Source organism: Pseudactinotalea sp. Z1732 (assembly GCF_049724975.1).
Taxonomy (GTDB): Bacteria; Actinomycetota; Actinomycetes; order Actinomycetales; family Beutenbergiaceae; genus CALKWS01.
Window position 1 is genome coordinate 181700 of record NZ_JBMPQC010000005.1, and the last position, 19041, is coordinate 200740.

Consider the following 19041-nt stretch of genomic DNA (forward strand, 5'->3'; position numbering starts at 1 on the left):
GATCCGTCCCGGTGTGACGCTCACGATTGCCGTCGTCCCGCGACAAGGGCACACTGGTAGGCAGATCCCGGCAGTCCCGAGCGCAGGAGGTGAGTGCGATGCGCACCGACCCTCCTAGTTGCCGGCCGCGCGGCATCGTCGTCACCCGCTGACGCACCGGTGCCCGCGGCGCCCCGCGTCTCGTCCCGCTGACCTCGAGGATCCGCCATGCCACAGCACACCCTTCCCGGCGAGCGCCGCACCGAACCGACCGGTTCGCTTGAGGACCTGCTCACCGAGCACCAGTACACCGCGGCGGCCGCCTGGCTGAACGAACACGCCGCACACGTCATCGCCGACGAACTGGCCCGGATTCCCCCGGACACCGCAGCGGTCGCGTTCCGGATGCTCGCCAAGGACGACGCCCTGGAGGTGTTCGAGGAGCTCGAACCCACCGACCAGCAGGCCCTGCTGGAAGGCATGCGGGGGCCCCGGTTCTCCGAGCTCGTGGAGGGGATGGACCCGGACGACCGCGCCCGGATGCTCCGGGAGGCCCCGGCCAAGGTGGCCAAGCGGGTGCTCGCCGGCCTGAGCGCGAGCGAGCACCAGATGACGGCGGCTCTGCTCGGTTACCCGGACGGCTCGGTGGGCCACTACATGACGCCGGAGGTGGTCGCCCTGGCCGAGGACCTGTCGGTGGCCGCGGCGCTGGAGGTGGTGCGCGCCAAGGGTGGTGAAGCCGAGACGGTCTACACCCTCCCGGTGGTGAACTCCTCCCGCCGGCTCCGCGGCGTGGCCGAGTTGCGCGAACTGGTGTTGTCCGACCCGACGGCGATGGTCTCCGACCTGGTCTCGACGGCCCCGACCTACATGTTCGCCACCGACCCGGCCGAGGACGCCGCCCGGTTGATGAGCGAGGCGAACCTGCTGAACCTGCCGATCGTGGACTCCGAGAAGCGCCTGGTGGGGATGCTCACCTTCGATGACGCGATCGAGGTGCTCGAGGAGGCCGAGTCCGAGGACGTGGCCCGCCAGGCCGGGTCGGCCCCGTGGGAGGGGCACTACATGGCGGTGGGCGTGCTGCGCCTGGCCCGCACCCGTGCGGTGTGGCTGAGCCTGCTGCTCCTCGCGGCCACGCTCACGGTCGGTGTGACGCAGGCGTTCGAGGAGACCCTGGCCCAGGTGGCCGCCCTCGCCCTGTTCATCCCGATGCTCATCGGCGCAGGGGGCAACGCCGGCGCCCAGGCCGCCACCGCGTGCGTGCGCGCCATCGCGGTGGGTGAGATTCGGATCTCGGACCTGGGCCGGGTGATCTGGCGTGAGGCGCGGGTCGGTCTCCTGCTGGGAACCATGCTCGCCGTGCTGGGCCTGGGTATCGGTGCGGCGTTCGTGGACTTCCCGATCGCGGTGGTGGTGGGCATCTCGCTGATCCTGATCTGCGCCTGGGCCGCCACGATCGGGGGCACCATGCCGCTGCTGGCCCGCAGGTTCGGGATCGACCCGGCCGTGGTGTCCGCCCCGATGGTGACCACCCTGGTCGATGCCACCGGGTTGGTGATCTACTTCGTCACCGCCAGGCTGGTGCTCGGGATCTGAGGCCGGCCGTGCCGGGCTCAGACCGCTTCGATGGTGACGGCGTAGCCGACCCGCTGCGGGACCAACCGATCGGCCACGAACACGTCGGGACCGCAGGCGGCGGTACCGATGCCGTTCACCGCGGGGTCCAGTGTCAGCCAGGACACCTCATCGGGTACCAGTTCCTGCGTGTGGGCGGCGGCGGTCAGCGCCTCGGCGGTCCACGGGCGCACCGTGGCGTTGAACCCCGGGGAACCTCCGGCGGCGCGGATGCGCAGACCCGCCTCGCCCTCAGCCCCGAGCGCCAGCTCCCGCACGTCGGTCAGGTTGCCGTTCTCCTGCGGGTGCACGTACGGGGTCTGCAGCCCGGCCAGGTCGGAACTGAACCGCCCCACACGGGTGCCGGCGGAGGTGTCGGGGTAGGCCTCGCCGGGGCCGCGGCCGAACCAGGACACCTGCTGCACCGGGCCGGCCACCGCGAGGCGCAGACCCACCTTGGGCCAGGTGATCACCGGGCCGGGGATGCGTCCCCGGTCGTGGGGGTTGGTGCGGAACTGCCCCACCGGGTCGATCTGCACCCGCAGACCCAGCGCGGTGCCGTCGCTGCTCCAGCGGTAGGTGGTGCGCACCCCGGCGTCCCGGCCGGCGGCCATCGACATGGTCACGACCACCAACTCATCGCCCTCGGCGGCCACCGACTCGGTGCGGTGCAGCAGCCGGTCCAGGCCCAGTTGGCGCCAGTTCCGGGCCTGCCCCCGCTTGCTCAGGTCGTTGTCGGTGGGGGCGCGCCACAGGTCGGCACGGGGGCCGTCCAGACGCACCTGTCCCACTGCCTGCAGCAGCCCATCGGGACTGAACCGCGCGGGCCCGAGGCGCCACCCGTCGTCGTCGGCCTCGGGGGCGACCCCACCGGCCAGATCAACGACAGCCGGTTCGGCCAGGCGTCGCTGGCCCAGGCCCAGTTGGAGGCCCGCCGGCACCCCGGGGGCCTCAGCGGCAGAAGTTGCCCGCACGTCGAGCCACCACTCTCCCGCGCCCTCGGCCTTCAGCGCCTCCAGCGGCAGGTCCACCTCCACCGCCGAGCGTGCCGGAACCGCCGGGACGTCCAACTCGCCCTCGGTGACGACGTGCCCGTCCCGGTGCAGGGTCCAGGTGAAGGTGACGTCGGAGGTGTCGATGATGTCGCGGCGGTTCTCGATCACCGCGGTGCCCTCGCCGATGGTGATCCGGATCGGGGCGATCACCGCGGCGTACTCCACCAGCCCCGGGGAGGGGGTGCGGTCGGGGAAGATCAGGCCGTCGGCGATGAAGGTGCCGTCGTGGACCGGCTCGTCGAAGTCCCCGCCGTAGGCGAAGAACTCCCGGCCCTGCTCGTCCACCTGCCGGATGCACTGGTCGATCCACTCCCAGATGAAGCCCCCGATCAGGCGCGGGTGGGCATCGAACAGTCGCTCGTAGTCCACCAGCCCGCCCGGGCCGTTGCCCATCGCGTGCCCGTACTCGCACAACAGATAGGGCAGTTGGCGGCGCCGGGCGTCCGCTGCGCCCTCGCGGGTGGCGTCCTCGGCGTGCACACCGATCCGGGCCACCTCATCGGGATGGGTGTACATGTGGGAGTACACATCCACGTAGGTGCTCTCCCGGTCGCCCTCGTAGTGCACCATCCGGTCATCGTCGCGGGAACGGATCCACTCAGCCATGGCCGCCAGGTTCGCTCCCGTCCCCGATTCGTTCCCGAGGGACCACATGATGATGCTGGGGTGGTTCTTGTCCCGCTCCACGGTGCGCCGGATCCGGTCCAGGTAGGCCTCGGTCCAGCGCGGGTCGTCGCTGGGGTTGCCCACCCAGCCCACCTGCTCGAACCCGTGGGTCTCCAGGTCGCACTCATCGATCACCCACAGCCCGTACTCATCGCACAGGTCCAGGAAGCGCGGGTCGGGCGGGTAGTGGGCGGTGCGCACGGCGTTGATGTGGTGGCGCTTCATCAACTCGACGTCGGTGCGCATCATCTCCTCGCTCTGGGTGCGCCCGGTGTCGGGGTGCCACTCGTGCCGGTTCACACCCTTGAACCGGATCGGGCGGCCGTTGACGAGAACCTGCGCGTCCTTGACCTCGATGGAGCGGAACCCGATGCGCAGGGTCAGGGTCTCGGCGTCGGTGGTCACGGTCGCGGTGTACAGCTGCGGCGACTCGGCGCTCCACGGCTGCACCGGGCCCGCGTCGATGTCGGTACCGGCCTCCCCGTCGATGCCCAGTTCCGGGATGGCCACCCGTGCCGATGTCGTCCCTTCGGCGAGGTCGGCATCGATCCGGAGCGTGCCGGTGCCCGTGGCGTGGTCATACCCCGCGCGCACCCGGACGTCCTCGATACCGCCCAGCGGACGTTGGCGCAGCGAGACCGAGCGGAAGATGCCCGAGACCCACCACATGTCCTGGTCCTCCAGGTAGCTGGCGGCCGACCACTGGTGCACCTGGACCGCCAGGGTGTTCGCCCCGGCGCGCAGGTGCTCGGTGACGTCGAACTCGGCGGCCAGCCGCGAGCCGGTGGACCAGCCCAACTCCACCCCGTTGACCCAGGCGGTGAAGATCGAGTCGACACCCTCGAACCGCAGCACCCACCGGTCCAGGCCCGGGTCATCGACGGTGAAGGTGGTGCGGTACTGCCCGGTGGGGTTGTCGTGCGGCACGTGCGGGACGTCCAGCGGGAATGGGTAGATGACGTTGGTGTAGGCGGGGGTGGAGTAGCGGGCCCGGCCGCGCGGCAGCAGGGTGCCGTCGGCGTCGCGCAGCCCTTCGATCTGCCAGGCGCTGGGCACGGTGATGTCGTCCCAGCCGGCGTCATCGAAGGCCTCCTCGGCAAAGCCGGCGACCGCGGCGTCCGCCCTGGGTGCGTAATGGAACTTCCAGGTGCCGTCCAGGTCGATCACCTGGGCGCTGGTCCGGGCGGTGGCCCGGGGTGCGAGGCGACCGGCACCCGGGGTGAAGCTGGTGAGACGTTCGGCCAGATCCTCCGTGGGCGCGGCGGTAGAGGGGATTTTCGGGGCAGACACGGTGCCAACTCCTTGGAAAGTCGTCGCTCGGGGCTTGGGGCGGGCCGGGTGGTCCGCCGGCGCGGCCGCTGGGGCCGGTGCACGCCACTGTTCACCAGCCTATGGGGTGGTCCGCGGGCGGGCGCGGCCGGGTGGGCCGGAGCGGACATATCCGTGCTGCTCCGGCCGCCGGCAGGCTGTGCTGCCCGCGCGCTAGCCTGGCGGTGATGACACCACCCCGATCCAACTCGGCCCCGGACCTGCCGCCCATGGCCATACCCGAGGCCCTGCTCACAGCGTGGCGGGCCGAGGAGACCGGCCCGGCCCAGGGGTGGGATTTCTCCGCGCTGGCCGGCCGGGTGGAGGAGTCGCCGGTTCCATGGGACCTCGACGATCTCTACCGCGAGCGCCTCGCCGGCGCCCGGTCGGTCCTGGACCTGGGCACCGGTGGTGGCGAGCACCTGTTGCGGTTCGTCGACCTCCTACCTCCCGACACCATCGCCACCGAGGGGTGGGAGCCGAACGTGCCGATCGCCCGGGCAGCACTGGCCGGCCACGGGATCGAGTTGGTGGCCTTCGCCCAGCCGGATGATGCGGCCGACCCGGCTCCGATGCCCTTTCCCGACGCCCGGTTCGACCTGGTGCTGAACCGGCACGAGTCCTATCACCCGGTGGAGGTTGCCCGGGTGCTGCGGCCCGGGGGGTACTTCCTCACCCAGCAGGTGGACGGCCGCGAGTTCGGTGAGGTCCGCGGGGCCTTCGGCCTGGGACCGCACGCTCCGGGCGTGACCTACCGGGTGCTGCGGGAGGGCCTGCTCGGGGCTGGTCTGGAGATCGTCGACGGCGCCGAGTCGGTGGGCCACTACGCGTTCGCTGACATCGCCGCCCTGGTGGCCTACCTGCAGTTGATCCCCTGGGAGGCCCCGGCCGACTTCACCGTGGACCGCTATGCGCAGGCCTTGCACTCCCTGCACCAGCGCGGTCCGGCCCGGGGCGAACCGCTGCTGGTGGAGCGGCGTCGGTTCTGGCTGCTCGCACGCAAGCCTGCCGGCCCCGGCCCTGCGCCCGGCGCGACGGCGAACCCTGCGTCCCGCGCTGCTACTGATCCTCCCAAGCCTGCGCCCGCTCCCGCGCCGGCCGAGGACGATTGATACCCGTGGCTCCCCCTGCCTCGGCGCGTTCGGGCGGTTCAGTGCTGGAGGTGTTCTGGATCTTCTTGCGCCTGGGCCTGACCAGTTTCGGCGGACCGGTGGCGCACCTGGGCTTCTTCCGCACCGAGTTCGTCCAGCGCCGACGGTGGTTCACCGACACCGCTTACGCCGACCTGGTGGCGTTGTGCCAGTTTCTGCCCGGACCGGCCTCCAGCCAGGTGGGCATGGCGATAGGGCTGCAGCGGGCCGGGGCGGCCGGGCTAGTGGCAGCGTGGTTGGCCTTCACGCTGCCCTCGGCGGTTGTGTTGGTGGCCTTCGCCTTCGGTGTGCAGGCCCTCGATGCCTTCGGGCAGGGGTGGCTGGCCGGGCTGAAGGCCGCTGCCGCAGCCGTGGTGGCCCACGCCGTCTTGGGCATGGCGCGCACCCTGACTCCCGACCTTCGCCGCGCCCTCATCGCGGTGGCGGCCCTCGTCCTCGTCCTGGCCGTGCCGCACCCGCTGGTGCAGGTCGGGGTCATCGTGGCGGCCGGGTTACTGGGGCTGATCGTGCTTCCCCGCGATTTCGGGGCGGGGGCGGCTGAGAGCACCAGGAATGGCACCGGGACGAGCGAAGACGCCACCGAGGCCGGCCGGGACAATGCCGGGCGCGGCGCGACCGAGGGGCACCGCAGCGTCGGGGGGCGCCGCACGCTGCCGGCGGTGAGCCTGGGCCTGTTCGCGCTGTTGCTGGCTGCCCTGCCGCTGCTGGCCCGGTGGAGCGGCCACGGTGTGGTGGAGATGGCCGATGTCTATTACCGCACCGGCGCCCTGGTGTTCGGTGGCGGACACGTGGTGCTCCCGCTGTTGCAGACCCAGGTGGTGACCACCGGAATGGTGGATGCCGAGGCGTTCCTGGCCGGTTACGGTGCCGCGCAAGCGGTGCCCGGCCCCCTGTTCACGTTCGCCGGCTACCTGGGCGCGGCCAGCTCGGTGCCGCCATCGGGCATCCTCGGTGCGGCGATCGCGCTGGTGGCGATTTTCCTGCCCTCGGCGCTGCTGGTGCTCGCGCTGCTGCCGTACTGGGACCGGTTGCGCCGTCGGATCCGCGTGCGCCGGGCGCTGGCCGGGGTGAACGCCGGCGTGGTCGGGCTGCTGGCGGCGGCCCTGGTGAACCCGGTGATCACCCAGGGCGTCACGACCCTGTGGGGGCTGGTGCTCGCGCTGGCCGCGTTCGCCGCGTTGGCATGGTGGAAGGCCCCCTCCTGGGCGGTGGTGCTGCTGGCAGCTCTAGCGGGGTTCGCGCTTCTGTGAGTCGCGGACAACCCGCCCGGCGGGCCCGGGCTCAGAATGGCGGCGGGTCGGTGCTGGTCGGGAACTCGCCCGGGTCGCTGGTGGCGGGAGGCTCCGCGCGCAGGTCGACTGAGCCGGGCGGATGGGGTAACTCGGGCGAGCCGGCCGCGTCTGGCCGATCGGGCAGGCCAGGCGGTTGCAGCCGGGCGAGGATGGCGGTGATGTCCTCGGCGCGTTCGGCGCAATCACAGACGCCGGGCCGGGCATGGGCAGGGGTTCGGCACATCGCTCGTGCCCATTCGACTTCGCTGACTATCCCGGGTGACAGGGGGGCGGACTCGGTGAACATCTCTGGCTGGTCGGCGTGCTCGACACGTATCGCCTGGAGCTGCCGATGCAGGACCGGTAGGTCATGAGCGGGGTCGACGACCTGCGCGGCGCGGGTGTAGGTGTAGCCGAGCGGGGAGGTCCAGTGGGTGTCACCGGTGGCCGGCTCACGAGTGACGCTCCAGGCTCCGGCGGTCTTCAGCCCGTGGTGGCGTGCGCACAGCAGGTGCAGGTTGCCCTGATGCGTCTGTGCCCACGCCGGCAGGTCGGAGGTGAACGGAACGATGTGGTCGATCTGGCAGCGCCGCCCTGGCTGGCGACAGGTCGGGAACCTGCAGGTGACATCGCGGTCGAGGATGAACTCCCGTAGCGCCACCCCGGGCTGGTAGGAGTCACACGCGAGGACCCCCATCGCGGCTAACGCTGCCGCCGGATCGTCGGGTAGGCATGGCTGCGGTGGGACGTGCTCCGGTACACCCTGCTGTGATGGGACGCCCTCCGGTAGGCCTTGCTCAGGCGCGGTTCGCCGCAGCGCAGCCCGCTCCCCTGTGGTGTGCTGTGGTGGCACCGGCGGCGGTTGCGCGGTGCCATCGAGCAGATCCGTGTGCACCACCCTGCTGGTGATATCGGCGGTGCCAACGAGATGACGGATGATGTCGGCGGCCAACGGCCCGTGCCCGGCCAGATACCCCGGAGCATCATCGTCTCCGTCGAGGGTGGATTGGGCCACGGTGAAGACCATCTGCGGGCGCTTACGGTGCTGGGTGGGAAGGTCCTGCCCGTCTGGAGTGGTCCCGCTACTGAGAATCTGGCGGATGATCCCCATGAACGCATCCACCCGACGCGCGGCGATCGGACGCTCATCCTCCGGCCCGTCCTTCACCGCCAGCGCGTCGAGCACACTCATCGCCGCCGCCGCGTCCACTGCCGGTAGGTAGAACGTCAGGTACGCCATCCCATCCTCGGTCGGCTCGGCGCGCACATACCGGTCCTTGACCGCTTCTTCGTGGCGCGCCTGGGCGTTCTCGGCATCTACCGCCAATGCCGCCGCCTGCAACCGGTGCCGCAGCTGGCCCACGGTCAATTCCGGCGCATCAGGCAGGATCGTTCGGTGTATCGCCCGCCCCTGTCCCGTCGGCAACGTCTTGACCGCATCGATGAACACCCGGGCTTTGGAGAGATCGATCTCGCCACCGAGTAAGGCGAAGTGCACCTCTGAGTACTGATCCAACGCCGCGGCACGATCCAACCGTCCCTCGGCCGCCCGGGTCGACAGCGCCATCCGTGCGGCGATCTCCTCACCCCAGCCCGACCGCGAAGGGACCCGCAACAGGGCCTGCAGGATCTCGGACTCGATCCCGTCGATATTGGACCGCACCTGCCCGCACGCGGCGGCCAGCTCGATCAGCACCCCAGGATCATCCGGGGCGGCATCGAGATAGGTCTTCAGGCGCTTGAACCGCTCCCACCCGGCCACCGGCGCGCCGAGGTACCGGGCGGCGGCCTCTCGTGCCGCGGGCCCCCGCCCAGGGAAGGAATCCCCCGTACTCGGCGCCGATGTGGTGGACATGAAGACCACGCTAGACCCCACCACTGACATTCATAGAACGTGCGTGCGATCTGGGTGCCCTGCAATCCGCCAGATCTCCGCACCACATCCACTCCGCGATCAGCACCCGTTCCCTGCCCCCGGAGCAGCCCGACATGCTTGAATCGATTGATGAGCAAGGTCGGCAGTGACGTGCACATCGGGCTGCTCGGGCCGCTCCAGGTCTGGATCGACGGGGAACAGCGGCCGATCACCGGGCCGATCCGGCGGGCGCTGCTGGCGGTCCTCGCCCAGCATCCGGGTGAGGTGCTGAGCGTGGACCTGCTGTGTGAACTCGCCTGGGACGGCGCTCCGCCGGCGACAGCGGAGAGCGCGTTGCGGGTGCACGTGTCCCATCTGCGCAGGATGCTCGGCCGACCCGATCTGCTCGAGCGGATCGGCACCGGGTACCGGCTCGCGATCTCCCGGGAGCAGGTCGATATCGCCGAATTCGACCGGCACACCAGATCCGGTCGGGAGGCCCTCCGCTCCGGCGACCTGGAACGGGCCGGACACGATCTACTGGCGGCGAGGAGCCTCTGGCGGGGTCTGCCGCTGGCCGATGTCCGCTCCGGCGCCACCGCCGAGATCGAGCGGATACTGACCCAGCGCAGTGAACTCAACGTGGACCTGGCCGAACTGCAGATGCGCACGCAGGGCGCGAACACCGACACCGGCGACCTGTCCGCACTCACCGTGGAGCGCCCGTTCGATGAACGCGTCTGGAGTCTGCTGATCACCGCCCAGTACTGGAACGGGCGGCAGGGTGATGCCCTGCAGACCTACCACCGCGCCGTGGCGGCACTGGATGAGGAACTGGGCGTGCAGCCGACTGCGGCGCTGCGCCGGCTCCAGGAGCAGATCCTGCGGCACGACCCGGCCTTGGATCCACCGGCCGCGGCAAACGTCGACCTGCCGGTGTTCGCGACCTCCTTCGTCGGGCGATCCGCAGAGATCGAGGCAATCACCGCCCTGATCGGCCGGCACCGGCTCGCTACCCTCACCGGCCTGGGCGGGGTGGGCAAGACCCGGCTGAGCGTGGCCGCGGCGGAGGCGTCGGCGGCTCACTTCAACCACGGCGTCATCTTCGCCTCGTTCGAGGCCCTGGAGGATCCCGCGCTGGTTCCCTCCGTCGTCGCTGCTGCTCTGGGTATCTCCGCTGCCGACGTCGAGGGGGTCGCGGCTGCGCTCGACACCCGGGAGCAATTGCTCGTGCTCGACAACTGCGAGCACGTGGCCGAGGCGGTGGCGGACCTCGTATCGGGTCTGCTCGCCGCCTGCCCCCGCGTCCGGGTTCTCGCCACCAGCAGGATCCCGTTGAACGTCGTCGGTGAGTCGGTGTGGGTCACGCCCATGCTGGAGGTCTCCGTCGACGGGACGGGCGCACCGGAGGCGGTGCGGCTGTTCCTGGAGCGGGCCCGCCAAGCAGGCCCCGGCACCGTGCTGCCGGACGACGACGATCCTCGCCTGCGGGAGGTGGCCACCCTGCTCGGCGGCCTTCCGCTGGCCATCGAACTGGCCGCCGCGCAGTGCGGCGTGCTCACCGTCTCGGACGTGATCGACCAGTTGCACCGGAACCTGGGTTCGGCTGCTTCGGAACGGGACCGGCCCACCCGGCACCGGTCCATGGAGGTGGCGCTGACCGGGACGTTGGAGCACCTGCGGCCTGCGGCCCGGGAGCTGCTGAGCCGCATGCGCATCTTCCGCAGCCCGGTGGGGGTCGAGGCGATCGAGGCGGTCTGCTCCGACTCGACGGTGCCGGGCGGGGACCTTCCCGCGCTCCTCGCCGAACTCACGCACGCGGCCGTGGTGGTCGCCGACCTCAGCGGAGAACGCGGTCGGTACTCGTTACTGCCCCCGGTACGCCGTTCTGCGCCACAGGTGCTCTCCCGCCTGGGTCACGCCCCACCGGAACTGCAGACCCGCCATCTGGAGTACCTGCACCACCAGGTCCGGGAGGCCGTGACGCACGTGGGCGGCCCCGGCGAGGCACCGGCACTGGCCGGCCTGGGTGAACTCGATGCGGACCTTCGCGCGGGGTTGGCCCACGCGGTGGAAACCGATCCGCAGCGGGGCCTCTCGATGGCGGCGGCGCTGTCGCCGTTCTGGATGCGGCGGCGCATGCATACCGAGGGACGCCGATGGTTGCGCCAGCTCCTCGAGGCGGGCGACGATGCCGACCCGGCTGTACGAGGGGCCGCCCTGCACGCCGCCGGTGGCCTGGCCTGGGACGACGGCGACCGGCCCGCTGCGGAGGACCTGCTGCACCAGGCGTGGCAGATCCGCAAGGGCCTGCGGGACAAGGCCGGGCAGGCGCTGACCCTGAACAACATGGCCGGGCTGGCCTCGGACCGGGGCCACCACGCGGGTGCGTATGAGATGTGGAGCCGCGCCCACGGACTGTTCGTGGAGAGCGGCCACGCGGTCGGCACAGCCGCCACCGAACTCAATCGCGGCATCGCTGCGCACAAGTCGGCTCGGCTCGACGATGCCGCGACGCATCTGGAGAGCGCCCGGACCGCCTACCGCGACCTGGGCAGCACGCACATGGAGGCGATGGCGCTGGAACGTCTCGCGGGGATCGAGGCCGAACGGGGGCAGCATCGGGCGGCGATGATCCTGACCCGCTCCGCGCAGGCGATCTACGCTGACGTCGGTTCACCGGAGCAGCAGGCACGGCTGGGCTGGCAGCGCGCACTGCGACACCGCGCCCTGGGTGAGGAGACCGAGGCCCGGGAACTGGTGCGGACGGTGGCCCAGGCCGTGGTCACCGATGAACTCCTCGACGCCTGGTGGGTTTCCGGCCTGATCGAAACCAGCGCAGCGCTCGAGGTGCCCGAGCGACCCGGGCACGCCGCCGGATTGCTCGGGGTGGCCCGCCGGCACCGCGAACGCAGCGGGCACGGGGCCGACCCCACCACCGTGCCCGATCTGCCGGATGTGCTCACCCGCCTCGGTGAGGTGCTCGGACCCGAACGCCTCACCGAGGAAATGGCAGTCAGTGGCGCGCGATCGGTCGCGGTGGTGGTGGCCGGGATCGCCGGCCTGGGCCGGCAACCGGACCTGCCGGTCAGCGCTCGGACAGCAGCACGGCCGGCTCCTCGACCATCGTGAACTCCATCGGCACCTGGTTTTCGGCGAACCGGTCATCCGATGTGATGGGCTCGTAGTCGAGCACCAGGGTGTACTCACCGGCGTAGGCCTCATGGACCGGTAGCCCGGTGAGCGAGACTGTGGATCCACCACCGGGGACACAGCCGCGGTCACTCATGCCGAGGTCCACGGTGTCGGTGCCATCGGAGGTCAGCAACGCGAAGTTGTTCCCCGCGCCCCGGCTCCAGCACTGCTGGCGGTCGGTGTCGTTGCGCACCTCCACCATCAGTTCCAGCACGGCGGTGCCGTCCTCGGTACCTTGATCGATGTCCCAGCGCAGGTCGGCCTCCTGAACGGTCACCGTCAACTGGCCGCCCACGTCGAAGGCCTCCCCGACCAGACCGGGCTGTTGCACCGGGATGCGCGTGATCAACTCACCCTGGCTGCCCAGCGGAGCCTGAGCCCGGCTTCGCTCGGGGGAGCCGACCAGCACGATGGCCCGGTCCTGATCGAAGGTCTCCAACTGGTCGGGGTTGAGCGGGATCTCGACTTCGAGCGGCCCGGTGCCTCCGCTCGGCACCGGATCGCCGATGTTCCGTCCCGATGACTCGAAGGAGTGCCCCGTCTCGGGGTCCTCCCATTCCAGGACGAACCCGGCGTTGGCCGGTGCGCTGCTGCTTCCGGGGTTGGTCACGCTCCCGGTCAGGATCACGCGCGCCCCCTGGACCCGGTCGCTCTGGTTGTGCTCGGCGTCGACGTCGATGACGTCCAGGGACTCGATGGTGTACTCCATGCCGCCGACATGCACCGTGGCACCGACCTGCTGGGGCTGCACCGGCAACGGTTCCAGGTCCCCGCCGGCCTCCTCGGCCTCCACGGTCTCCTCGGCCTCATCCGCGGCGGGCTGGGCCGGCTCGGCGGCGGCGAGGCCGTCGTCGTCGTCGATCTCCTCGTCCTGACCGGGTCCTCCGAGGCCGTCGGGCAACATGCCGCACCCGGACAGCATCAGCATCACACCGGCAGCCGCCGCCAGCAGTGTGATTCGCATGTTCCGTCTCATCGTCGATCCTTCCCTCATCCCCCGGTGCCTCCTCGTCAGAGACTTCCTGACCGGCGTCAACGGCGACGCTAGGAGACCGCTGTTAAGAACCTGTTAAAGGCCCCGCCGACTAGCACTGCCCTTCCCCGGGCGCCGCGGGTCGAAGTGCGAGAACATCAGCGCGAACCGAACCACGTGGAGGTATCGATGGCCCGACCCGATGGGCAGACCAGGATCAAGGACGTCTACGCCCACCCGGTGGGCCGGGACGCGATCGACAAGGTACTGCTCCAACTCGGACGCTCCCGGCGGTGGGTGACCAACCCGGTGGTGGCGAACCTGCCCCTGGCCGCCGTGGCGCGCCTGGCCCGCCGCAGCGTCGGCCCGGGCTTCGCCGACGCTTTCCTCGCGGTGCTTGCCGACCATCCCGAGCGGTCCGGCACCCCGGACGGGCCGCACGACGTCCCAGTACCCCCGGGCACGGCGCCACCTCCCGCCCCCTGGTGGCACTCCGCCGTCTTCTATCAGGTCTATCCCCGCTCCTTCGCCGACTCCGACGGCGATGGCATCGGGGACCTGCGCGGGGTGATCTCCCACCTGGACTACCTGGCGGACCTGGGGGTGGACTGTGTGTGGCTGTCCCCGATCTTCGACTCCCCCAACATGGACATGGGCTATGACGTGCGTGACTACCGCGCGGTGATGGAGGAGATGGGGACCCTGGAGGACCTGGACGAGTTGATCGCGGGCTGTCACCAACGGGGGATGCGGATCATCCTGGACCTGGTGGTCAACCACACCTCCGATCAGCACGAGTGGTTCCACGCCGCGGTACGGGACCCGGATGGACCCTACGGCGAGTACTACCATCTGCGTCCGGGCCTCGCGGGTGAGGACGGGTCCGGGCCGCCGCCGAACAACTGGAGGGCGTTCTTCGGGGGCCAGGCCTGGCGGTGGATCCCCGAGGCCGAGCGCTGGGCGTTGCACCTGTTCGCGCCCGGGCAGATGGACCTGAACTGGGACAATCCCGCGGTGCGCCGCGAGGTCGCCGACATCGTGCGCTGGTGGCGCGAACGGGGCATCGACGGCTTCCGCCTCGACGTCATCAACTTGATCTCCAAACGGCCCGGCCTGCCCGACGGCGACGACGGAATCGGGGACCTGATCGGGTTCCCCGGGATCGAGAACTACTTCTACGGCCCCAACCTGCACACCTACCTGCGTGAACTGCGCGCCGACGGGTTCACCCGCTCCCCCGACGAACCCGCACCTGCCTCGACCGCCCGGGCCCGCGACCGCGACGGCCTGATCGGCGACCGGCTGCCCCCTGATCCGGTGGGAGTGATGGTCGGGGAGACCCCGGGAGTGGGGGTGGAGATGGGACGCCTGCTCAGTGCGGCCGGACGCGGTGAACTGGACCTGGTGTTCAACTTCGACGTGCTGGAGAACCCCGGCCGCATCCGCTGGGACGACTACCGCTACGACCTGCGATACCTGAAGACCTACTATCAGGACTACCTGGCCCGGCTCGGTCCCGATGACCACCTGGCCCTGTTCATCGAGAACCACGACAACCCGCGGATGGTCTCCAAGGCACTCGGGGACAAGGACCACATCCCCCATCAGCGCACCGCGGTGGCCAAGGTGCTGGCCACGATCCAGTTGACGCTGCCCGGCACCCCGTTCATCTTCCAGGGCCAGGAGATCGGGGCGATCAACCAGGACTTCACCTCGGTGATCGACCTGCGGGACGTGGAGTCACGCGACCGCTTCGCGCAGTTGCGGGAGGAGGGGCGCACCGAGGCCCAGGCCCTGGCCGAGGTGCTGCCCGGGGCGCGGGACCACTCCCGGGTGCCGATGCGCTGGCAACCGGGAGAGACCACCGGGTTCAGCGCCGGCGATCCGTGGCAACCCGGGGTGGAGGACTCCAGCGGATTCACCGTGCTGGAGCAGGACGGCGAACCCGGCTCGGTGCTGAACTTCTACCGGAACCTGATCCGACTGCGCCGGGCTCATCCGGCCCTGGCCGAGGGCGACGTGCACTTCTGCGCTCCCCGGTCCCGCCACTACTTCGGGTGGCTGCGCACCGGCCCCGACGGTGAGGTGTGGTTGGTGGAGGTGAACCTGACCGGGCGGCCCATCCGGCGCCCCCGCCAGGTGCTCGGCGACCGGCTCGATGCCCTGCTGCGCCGGGCGGGTACGGGCGGTGCGGGTGGCGCAGGCGCGGGCGGCGCGGGCGGCGCGGATGAGTTGGCGGTGGTGCTCGGCACCACCGCCACCCGGGGGAAGATGATGGCCCCCTACCAGGTGGTCATCGCCGGGGTGGGCGCCACCCCCGGCGTGCCCCACTGAGCGCTCAGGTCCGGCGTTCGCGTCGAAGTATCCGGCGCCACCAGGGGGCACGGCGCGGCTGTGGCACCTCGGCTGGTTCGTCCCCGGGTGCACCGCCCTGCCCACCCGAGGCTGCGTCGTCGTCGGGCGTTGCCGGGGCCGTCCGGCTACGGGCGGTGCGCCACCCGGTGACGACCTCCTCGACGTCGGCGCGCCCGACCGGCAGCACCGGCCCGCTGGGAGCGCGGATCCACTCCGCGACCCGCCGATTGAGTTCGTGAACCGCCGCGCGGACCGACTCCTCATCCGGGAGGTCCCGCACCACCTCGGGCAACTCCGCGATCTCCTTGCGCAACTGCAGAGCGGGGGGCAGGAGGACGTGGGCCGGGACCTCTTCCTCGCGGATCTTCTGGTGCACCCACCAGTCCTCATGCACCGGTTCGTCCAGGCCGGGTAGGGGCTTGCCGGCACCGGGCAGGTTGTCGAACTCGCCCCGCTCCCGGGCCTCGTGGATGAGCCGGTCCACCCAGGTGTGGATCGGCACGCCGCCTGGAATGCGCTGGGTCATCGCCTGCCAGTGTGCCCGCCGGCGGGCGCGTCGGTCCAGCATGTCTCGCTGCTGTTCCGCCTGCCGGTGCCGTGGTACGGCCAGCTCCTAGGCCACCGGTGCATCCGTCGCCGTACCACTGGGCCTGACGACGGCGTAGAGCACCATGTCCCGGCGCCGGCCCGCGATCTCCTGGTGGCTGTGGAGCAGACCCTCGCGCAGGTAGCCGGCGGCCTCGGCGGTGCGGATCGAGGCGTGATTGTCGGGTTCGATGTACAACGCGATCCGGAACAGCCCGGGCACGGTCCAGGCGAAGTGCGTCAGCGCGGTGAGCGCGTCAACGGCCAGGCCCTGTCCGCGGGCGAAGGGGGCGAGGGCGTACCCGGCGCTGGCGCGCCCTGCTCCGAACTCCCTCAGCCACAGGCCGCAGTGACCAACTGCGCGACCGGTTGCGGCGACGGCGATCGTGAAGGAGAAGCCGCTCCCCTCCGCGTGGCGGCGTTGCTGGCGACGTACCCAGGCACGCGCCTGGGACGGGGTGGCCCGGGCGGGCAGGGAGCCGGTGGCGGGAACATAGGGATCGGTCGAAAGGTCCCTGGCCATCGTCACGTCCTGCTCGGTCACTGCGCGCAGCAGCACTCGCCCGTGCCTGGGCGGGGTGTCCGGCCACGGGGGCAGTGGCGGGGAGTTGGTGCTCACCGTCCGGAGGTTACCGGCATAGGTCAGCAGCCCCGGGGCCGCGTTCAGGTGGCCGACTCGGCCAAAGTGCATGACGCTTCTGCCATGAGCACCAAGAAGGCAGCGCGCACCGGGGACCGCAACCCCGAAGGTCCCACGGACCTGAAGGCGCCTACGTGGAAGTACACCCTGAAGCGGGCCGCCGCGGAATTCACCCGCGACCAGCTCGTCGACCGGGCCGCCGCCCTGACCTACTTCGCGGTGCTGTCGATGTTCCCGGCGCTGGTGGTGCTGGTCTCCCTGCTCGGCGTGCTCGGCCAGGGGGAGGCCACCACGAACGCGATCTTGAACATGCTGACCGAGTACCTGCCCGAGGACACCGCCGACCAACTGCGCGGACCGATCAGTTCGATCACGGAGAGCCAGGGCGCCGGGCTGGGTCTGGTCATCGGTATCCTCACCGCGCTGTGGACCGCGTCGAACTACGTCAACGCCTTCAGCCGGGCGATGAACGCGGTCTATGAGGTCGCCGAGGGGCGTCCGATCTGGAAGTTGCGCCCGCTGATGTACCTGCTGACCGCGGTGCTGATCATCCTGGTCGCGATCGCGGCGCTGATCCTGGTGGTCAGCGGCCCGGTTGCCCGCTGGGTCGGGGATCTGGTGGGCCTGGGTGAGACGGCGGTGCTGGTGTGGGACATCGCGAAGTGGCCGGTGCTGGTCCTGATCGTGATGCTGGTGCTCGCGCTGCTGTACTACATGACCCCGAACGTGAAGATGAAGAGACTGCGCTGGGTCAGCCCCGGAGCGCTCCTGGCGATCGTGACGGCCGCCCTGGCTACCGCGGGCCTCGGCTTCTATGTGGCCAACTTCGGCTCCTACAACGCCACCTACGGCGCGCTGGCCGGAGTCATCATCTTCCTGCTGTGGCTGTGGATCATGAATCTGGCCATCCTCTTCGGCGCTGAGTTCGACGCCGAACTCGAACGCGGCCGTGAACTGCAGAGTGACATGCCGGCCGAGGAACACATCCAACTGCCGCCCCGCGACGACACCCAGATCGTGAAGAAGAAGGACAAGCGTGCGGACCTGGTCGAGGAGGCGGCCACGATCCGCCGTAGCGCGGGCGCAAAGGGCGAGGGCCGTGGCGAGGGTCGCGCCCGCGGCCGGGGTGGCCGCAGCCGCCGGGGCGGCAGCACCCGCTGAGGCCGGACCCGCCGCACACGGTAGGACGACGCAATAGCCCGCCCGACGGCGTCGCCGCCTGTCCGACGACGCACCTGCCCGGCCCCACGGGTTCACGTCAGCAGATGGTCACCCCTGCCACCCCACACACAGACGAAGGTCCCCGGCGTACGTGCCGGGGACCTTCGTCCGTGGGAGTGGCCGACTGGGTTCAGTTGCTCCCGCGCACGTTCTGGGCCGAGTCCTCGGCCCGTGACCGAACGTCCTGAGCGGCGTCCGTGCCTTCCTCGCGCACATGCTGCGCGCCTTCGGTGGCGGTGTCCCTGACCTCCTGCACCGCCTGCTCGGCGGGCTCGCGGAGGTGCTCGGCACTCTCGCTTGCCATCGACTTGACCTCCTCGGTCGCGTGGCTGACCGCGTCACTGGACTTGGCCTGATCCACGAGTTGACGTTCCTTGCGGGAGGAGGGGATCAGCCCGGCGACCAGCAATCCTGCGCCGAAGGCGACCAGGCCGGCAGCCAAGGGGTTGCCCTCAGCCCTCTCCTTCACCCGGTGCGGGGCTTCGCGTGCCATGTCACCGGCTCGGGAGGTCTGGGCACCGATCGAGTCCGAGGCGTCCTCGGCGGCCCCGAAGACCTTGTCCTTGGCCCCGGCGACCGCGTCACGGACCTTCTCCCCCTGACGGTGGGCGATGTTCCGGGGGCTGGTCTTGTCGGTGAGCGCGTCGACGTCCCGGCTGAGGTCAGCCCGGGTGCGTTCGACGTCTCGACGGATCTCATCTGGGTCTCTGGTGCTCATCGGTGTTCCTGTCCTTTCACGGCGTCCGGGATCTTCTTGACGGTCCGGGTGGTCTGGGGAATGCCCGCGATCTCCTTGATCTCCTTGCGGCCGGTGACGGCCAAGATTGCGGCGATGATCGCCCAGAGGACGGCGACGATCAGGCCGGACCAGCCCAGTGCGGGCCAGTCCGCTCCGTCCGCGCTGAGCAGCACGCCGAGCGCCCACCACAGGGCGAGCGAAGCGAAAAGCAGCACGAAGTGCCCGGCCACGCCCGCGCCACCGAACAGTCCGGCTCCCTTCCCGGCCTTGCTGACGCTCTCGGTGATCTCGGCCTTGGCCAACTCCACCTCCTGGCGCACCAGGGTGGAGAAGTCAGCGGTGAGGTTGCCCAGCAACTCTCCGACAGATGCGTCCTCGGGGCGGGAGGTCGAGGAGGCCTCGGGGGACCGGCTGCGGCGGGGTGGGGTGCGGCG

13 protein-coding genes are annotated in these 19041 nt (G+C 70.6%); 6 read left to right on the forward strand and 7 right to left on the reverse strand.

The window, feature by feature from the left end; all coding sequences use genetic code 11:
* Positions 1–207 precede the first annotated feature (207 nt).
* On the forward strand, positions 208–1575 hold the full coding sequence (gene mgtE, locus ACPL7H_RS11590) for a magnesium transporter (protein WP_424797065.1): 1368 nt from the start codon (positions 208–210) through the stop codon (positions 1573–1575).
* Between the two features lie 17 nt (positions 1576–1592).
* Here the strand turns inward: mgtE and ACPL7H_RS11595 are convergent, their stop codons facing one another.
* A complete protein-coding gene (locus tag ACPL7H_RS11595) occupies positions 1593–4604 on the reverse strand; it encodes a glycoside hydrolase family 2 TIM barrel-domain containing protein (protein ID WP_424797066.1) in 3012 nt (1003 codons plus the stop codon).
* Positions 4605–4810: 206 nt separating this feature from the next.
* Here ACPL7H_RS11595 and ACPL7H_RS11600 point away from each other — a divergent pair, with 206 nt between their 5' ends.
* Together ACPL7H_RS11600 and chrA are read left to right on the forward strand one after the other, a co-directional pair.
* Complete coding sequence (locus ACPL7H_RS11600; protein WP_424797067.1) at positions 4811–5734, forward strand: class I SAM-dependent methyltransferase; 924 nt, start codon at positions 4811–4813, stop codon at positions 5732–5734.
* The gene (chrA, locus tag ACPL7H_RS11605; protein WP_424797138.1) at positions 5734–7023 is read left to right on the forward strand and encodes a chromate efflux transporter; all 1290 of its coding nucleotides are present in this window, start codon (positions 5734–5736) and stop codon (positions 7021–7023) included. Before ACPL7H_RS11600 ends, chrA begins: the two co-directional genes overlap by 1 nt.
* Positions 7024–7054: 31 nt before the next feature.
* Here chrA and ACPL7H_RS11610 read toward each other — a convergent pair whose 3' ends face one another.
* Entirely contained in the window at positions 7055–8899 is a 1845-nt protein-coding gene (locus tag ACPL7H_RS11610) for a DUF222 domain-containing protein (RefSeq protein WP_424797068.1), read from the reverse strand.
* A 150-nt stretch (positions 8900–9049) separates the two neighbouring features.
* Here ACPL7H_RS11610 and ACPL7H_RS11615 point away from each other — a divergent pair, with 150 nt between their 5' ends.
* Positions 9050–12031, forward strand: a complete 2982-nt coding sequence (locus tag ACPL7H_RS11615; RefSeq protein WP_424797069.1) for a BTAD domain-containing putative transcriptional regulator — start codon at positions 9050–9052, stop codon at positions 12029–12031.
* Here the strand turns inward: ACPL7H_RS11615 and ACPL7H_RS11620 are convergent.
* Positions 11988–13058, reverse strand: a complete 1071-nt coding sequence (locus ACPL7H_RS11620; protein WP_424797070.1) for a hypothetical protein — start codon at positions 13056–13058, stop codon at positions 11988–11990. The genes ACPL7H_RS11615 and ACPL7H_RS11620 overlap by 44 nt on opposite strands.
* A gap of 198 nt (positions 13059–13256) precedes the next feature.
* Here ACPL7H_RS11620 and ACPL7H_RS11625 point away from each other — a divergent pair, with 198 nt between their 5' ends.
* On the forward strand, positions 13257–15401 hold the full coding sequence (locus ACPL7H_RS11625; RefSeq protein WP_424797071.1) for an alpha-glucosidase: 2145 nt from the start codon (positions 13257–13259) through the stop codon (positions 15399–15401).
* Positions 15402–15405: 4 nt separating this feature from the next.
* Here ACPL7H_RS11625 and ACPL7H_RS11630 read toward each other — a convergent pair whose 3' ends face one another.
* The gene (locus ACPL7H_RS11630; RefSeq protein ID WP_424797072.1) at positions 15406–15948 is read right to left on the reverse strand and encodes a DUF1992 domain-containing protein; all 543 of its coding nucleotides are present in this window, start codon (positions 15946–15948) and stop codon (positions 15406–15408) included.
* 87 nt (positions 15949–16035) lie between these two features.
* Entirely contained in the window at positions 16036–16626 is a 591-nt protein-coding gene (locus ACPL7H_RS11635) for a GNAT family N-acetyltransferase (RefSeq protein WP_424797073.1), read from the reverse strand.
* Positions 16627–16710: 84 nt separating this feature from the next.
* Here ACPL7H_RS11635 and ACPL7H_RS11640 point away from each other — a divergent pair, with 84 nt between their 5' ends.
* Positions 16711–17808 carry a YihY/virulence factor BrkB family protein gene (locus ACPL7H_RS11640; RefSeq protein ID WP_424797074.1) on the forward strand — a complete coding sequence of 366 codons (1098 nt, stop codon included), beginning with the start codon at positions 16711–16713 and terminating at the stop codon, positions 17806–17808.
* Positions 17809–17998: 190 nt separating this feature from the next.
* On the opposite strand, the gene ACPL7H_RS11645 is transcribed toward ACPL7H_RS11640, so the two are convergent.
* Together ACPL7H_RS11645 and ACPL7H_RS11650 are read right to left on the reverse strand one after the other, a co-directional pair.
* On the reverse strand, positions 17999–18586 hold the full coding sequence (locus ACPL7H_RS11645) for a DUF3618 domain-containing protein (RefSeq protein WP_424797075.1): 588 nt from the start codon (positions 18584–18586) through the stop codon (positions 17999–18001).
* Entirely contained in the window at positions 18583–18963 is a 381-nt protein-coding gene (locus ACPL7H_RS11650; RefSeq protein WP_424797076.1) for a phage holin family protein, read from the reverse strand. Before ACPL7H_RS11650 ends, ACPL7H_RS11645 begins: the two co-directional genes overlap by 4 nt.
* Positions 18964–19041: the final 78 nt, after the last annotated feature.

What these genes read in the sequence shown, in the direction of transcription:
- mgtE (WP_424797065.1), top strand. Translation starts at nt 208, where the DNA reads ATGCCACAGCACACCCTTCCCGGCGAGCGCCGCACCGAACCGACCGGT.
- ACPL7H_RS11600 (WP_424797067.1), top strand. Translation starts at nt 4,811, where the DNA reads ATGACACCACCCCGATCCAACTCGGCCCCGGACCTGCCGCCCATGGCC.
- ACPL7H_RS11610 (WP_424797068.1), bottom strand. Translation starts at nt 8,899, where the DNA reads ATGTCCACCACATCGGCGCCGAGTACGGGGGATTCCTTCCCTGGGCGG.
- ACPL7H_RS11615 (WP_424797069.1), top strand. Translation starts at nt 9,050, where the DNA reads ATGAGCAAGGTCGGCAGTGACGTGCACATCGGGCTGCTCGGGCCGCTC.
- ACPL7H_RS11620 (WP_424797070.1), bottom strand. Translation starts at nt 13,058, where the DNA reads ATGCGAATCACACTGCTGGCGGCGGCTGCCGGTGTGATGCTGATGCTG.
- ACPL7H_RS11625 (WP_424797071.1), top strand. Translation starts at nt 13,257, where the DNA reads ATGGCCCGACCCGATGGGCAGACCAGGATCAAGGACGTCTACGCCCAC.
- ACPL7H_RS11630 (WP_424797072.1), bottom strand. Translation starts at nt 15,948, where the DNA reads ATGACCCAGCGCATTCCAGGCGGCGTGCCGATCCACACCTGGGTGGAC.
- ACPL7H_RS11640 (WP_424797074.1), top strand. Translation starts at nt 16,711, where the DNA reads ATGAGCACCAAGAAGGCAGCGCGCACCGGGGACCGCAACCCCGAAGGT.
- ACPL7H_RS11645 (WP_424797075.1), bottom strand. Translation starts at nt 18,586, where the DNA reads ATGAGCACCAGAGACCCAGATGAGATCCGTCGAGACGTCGAACGCACC.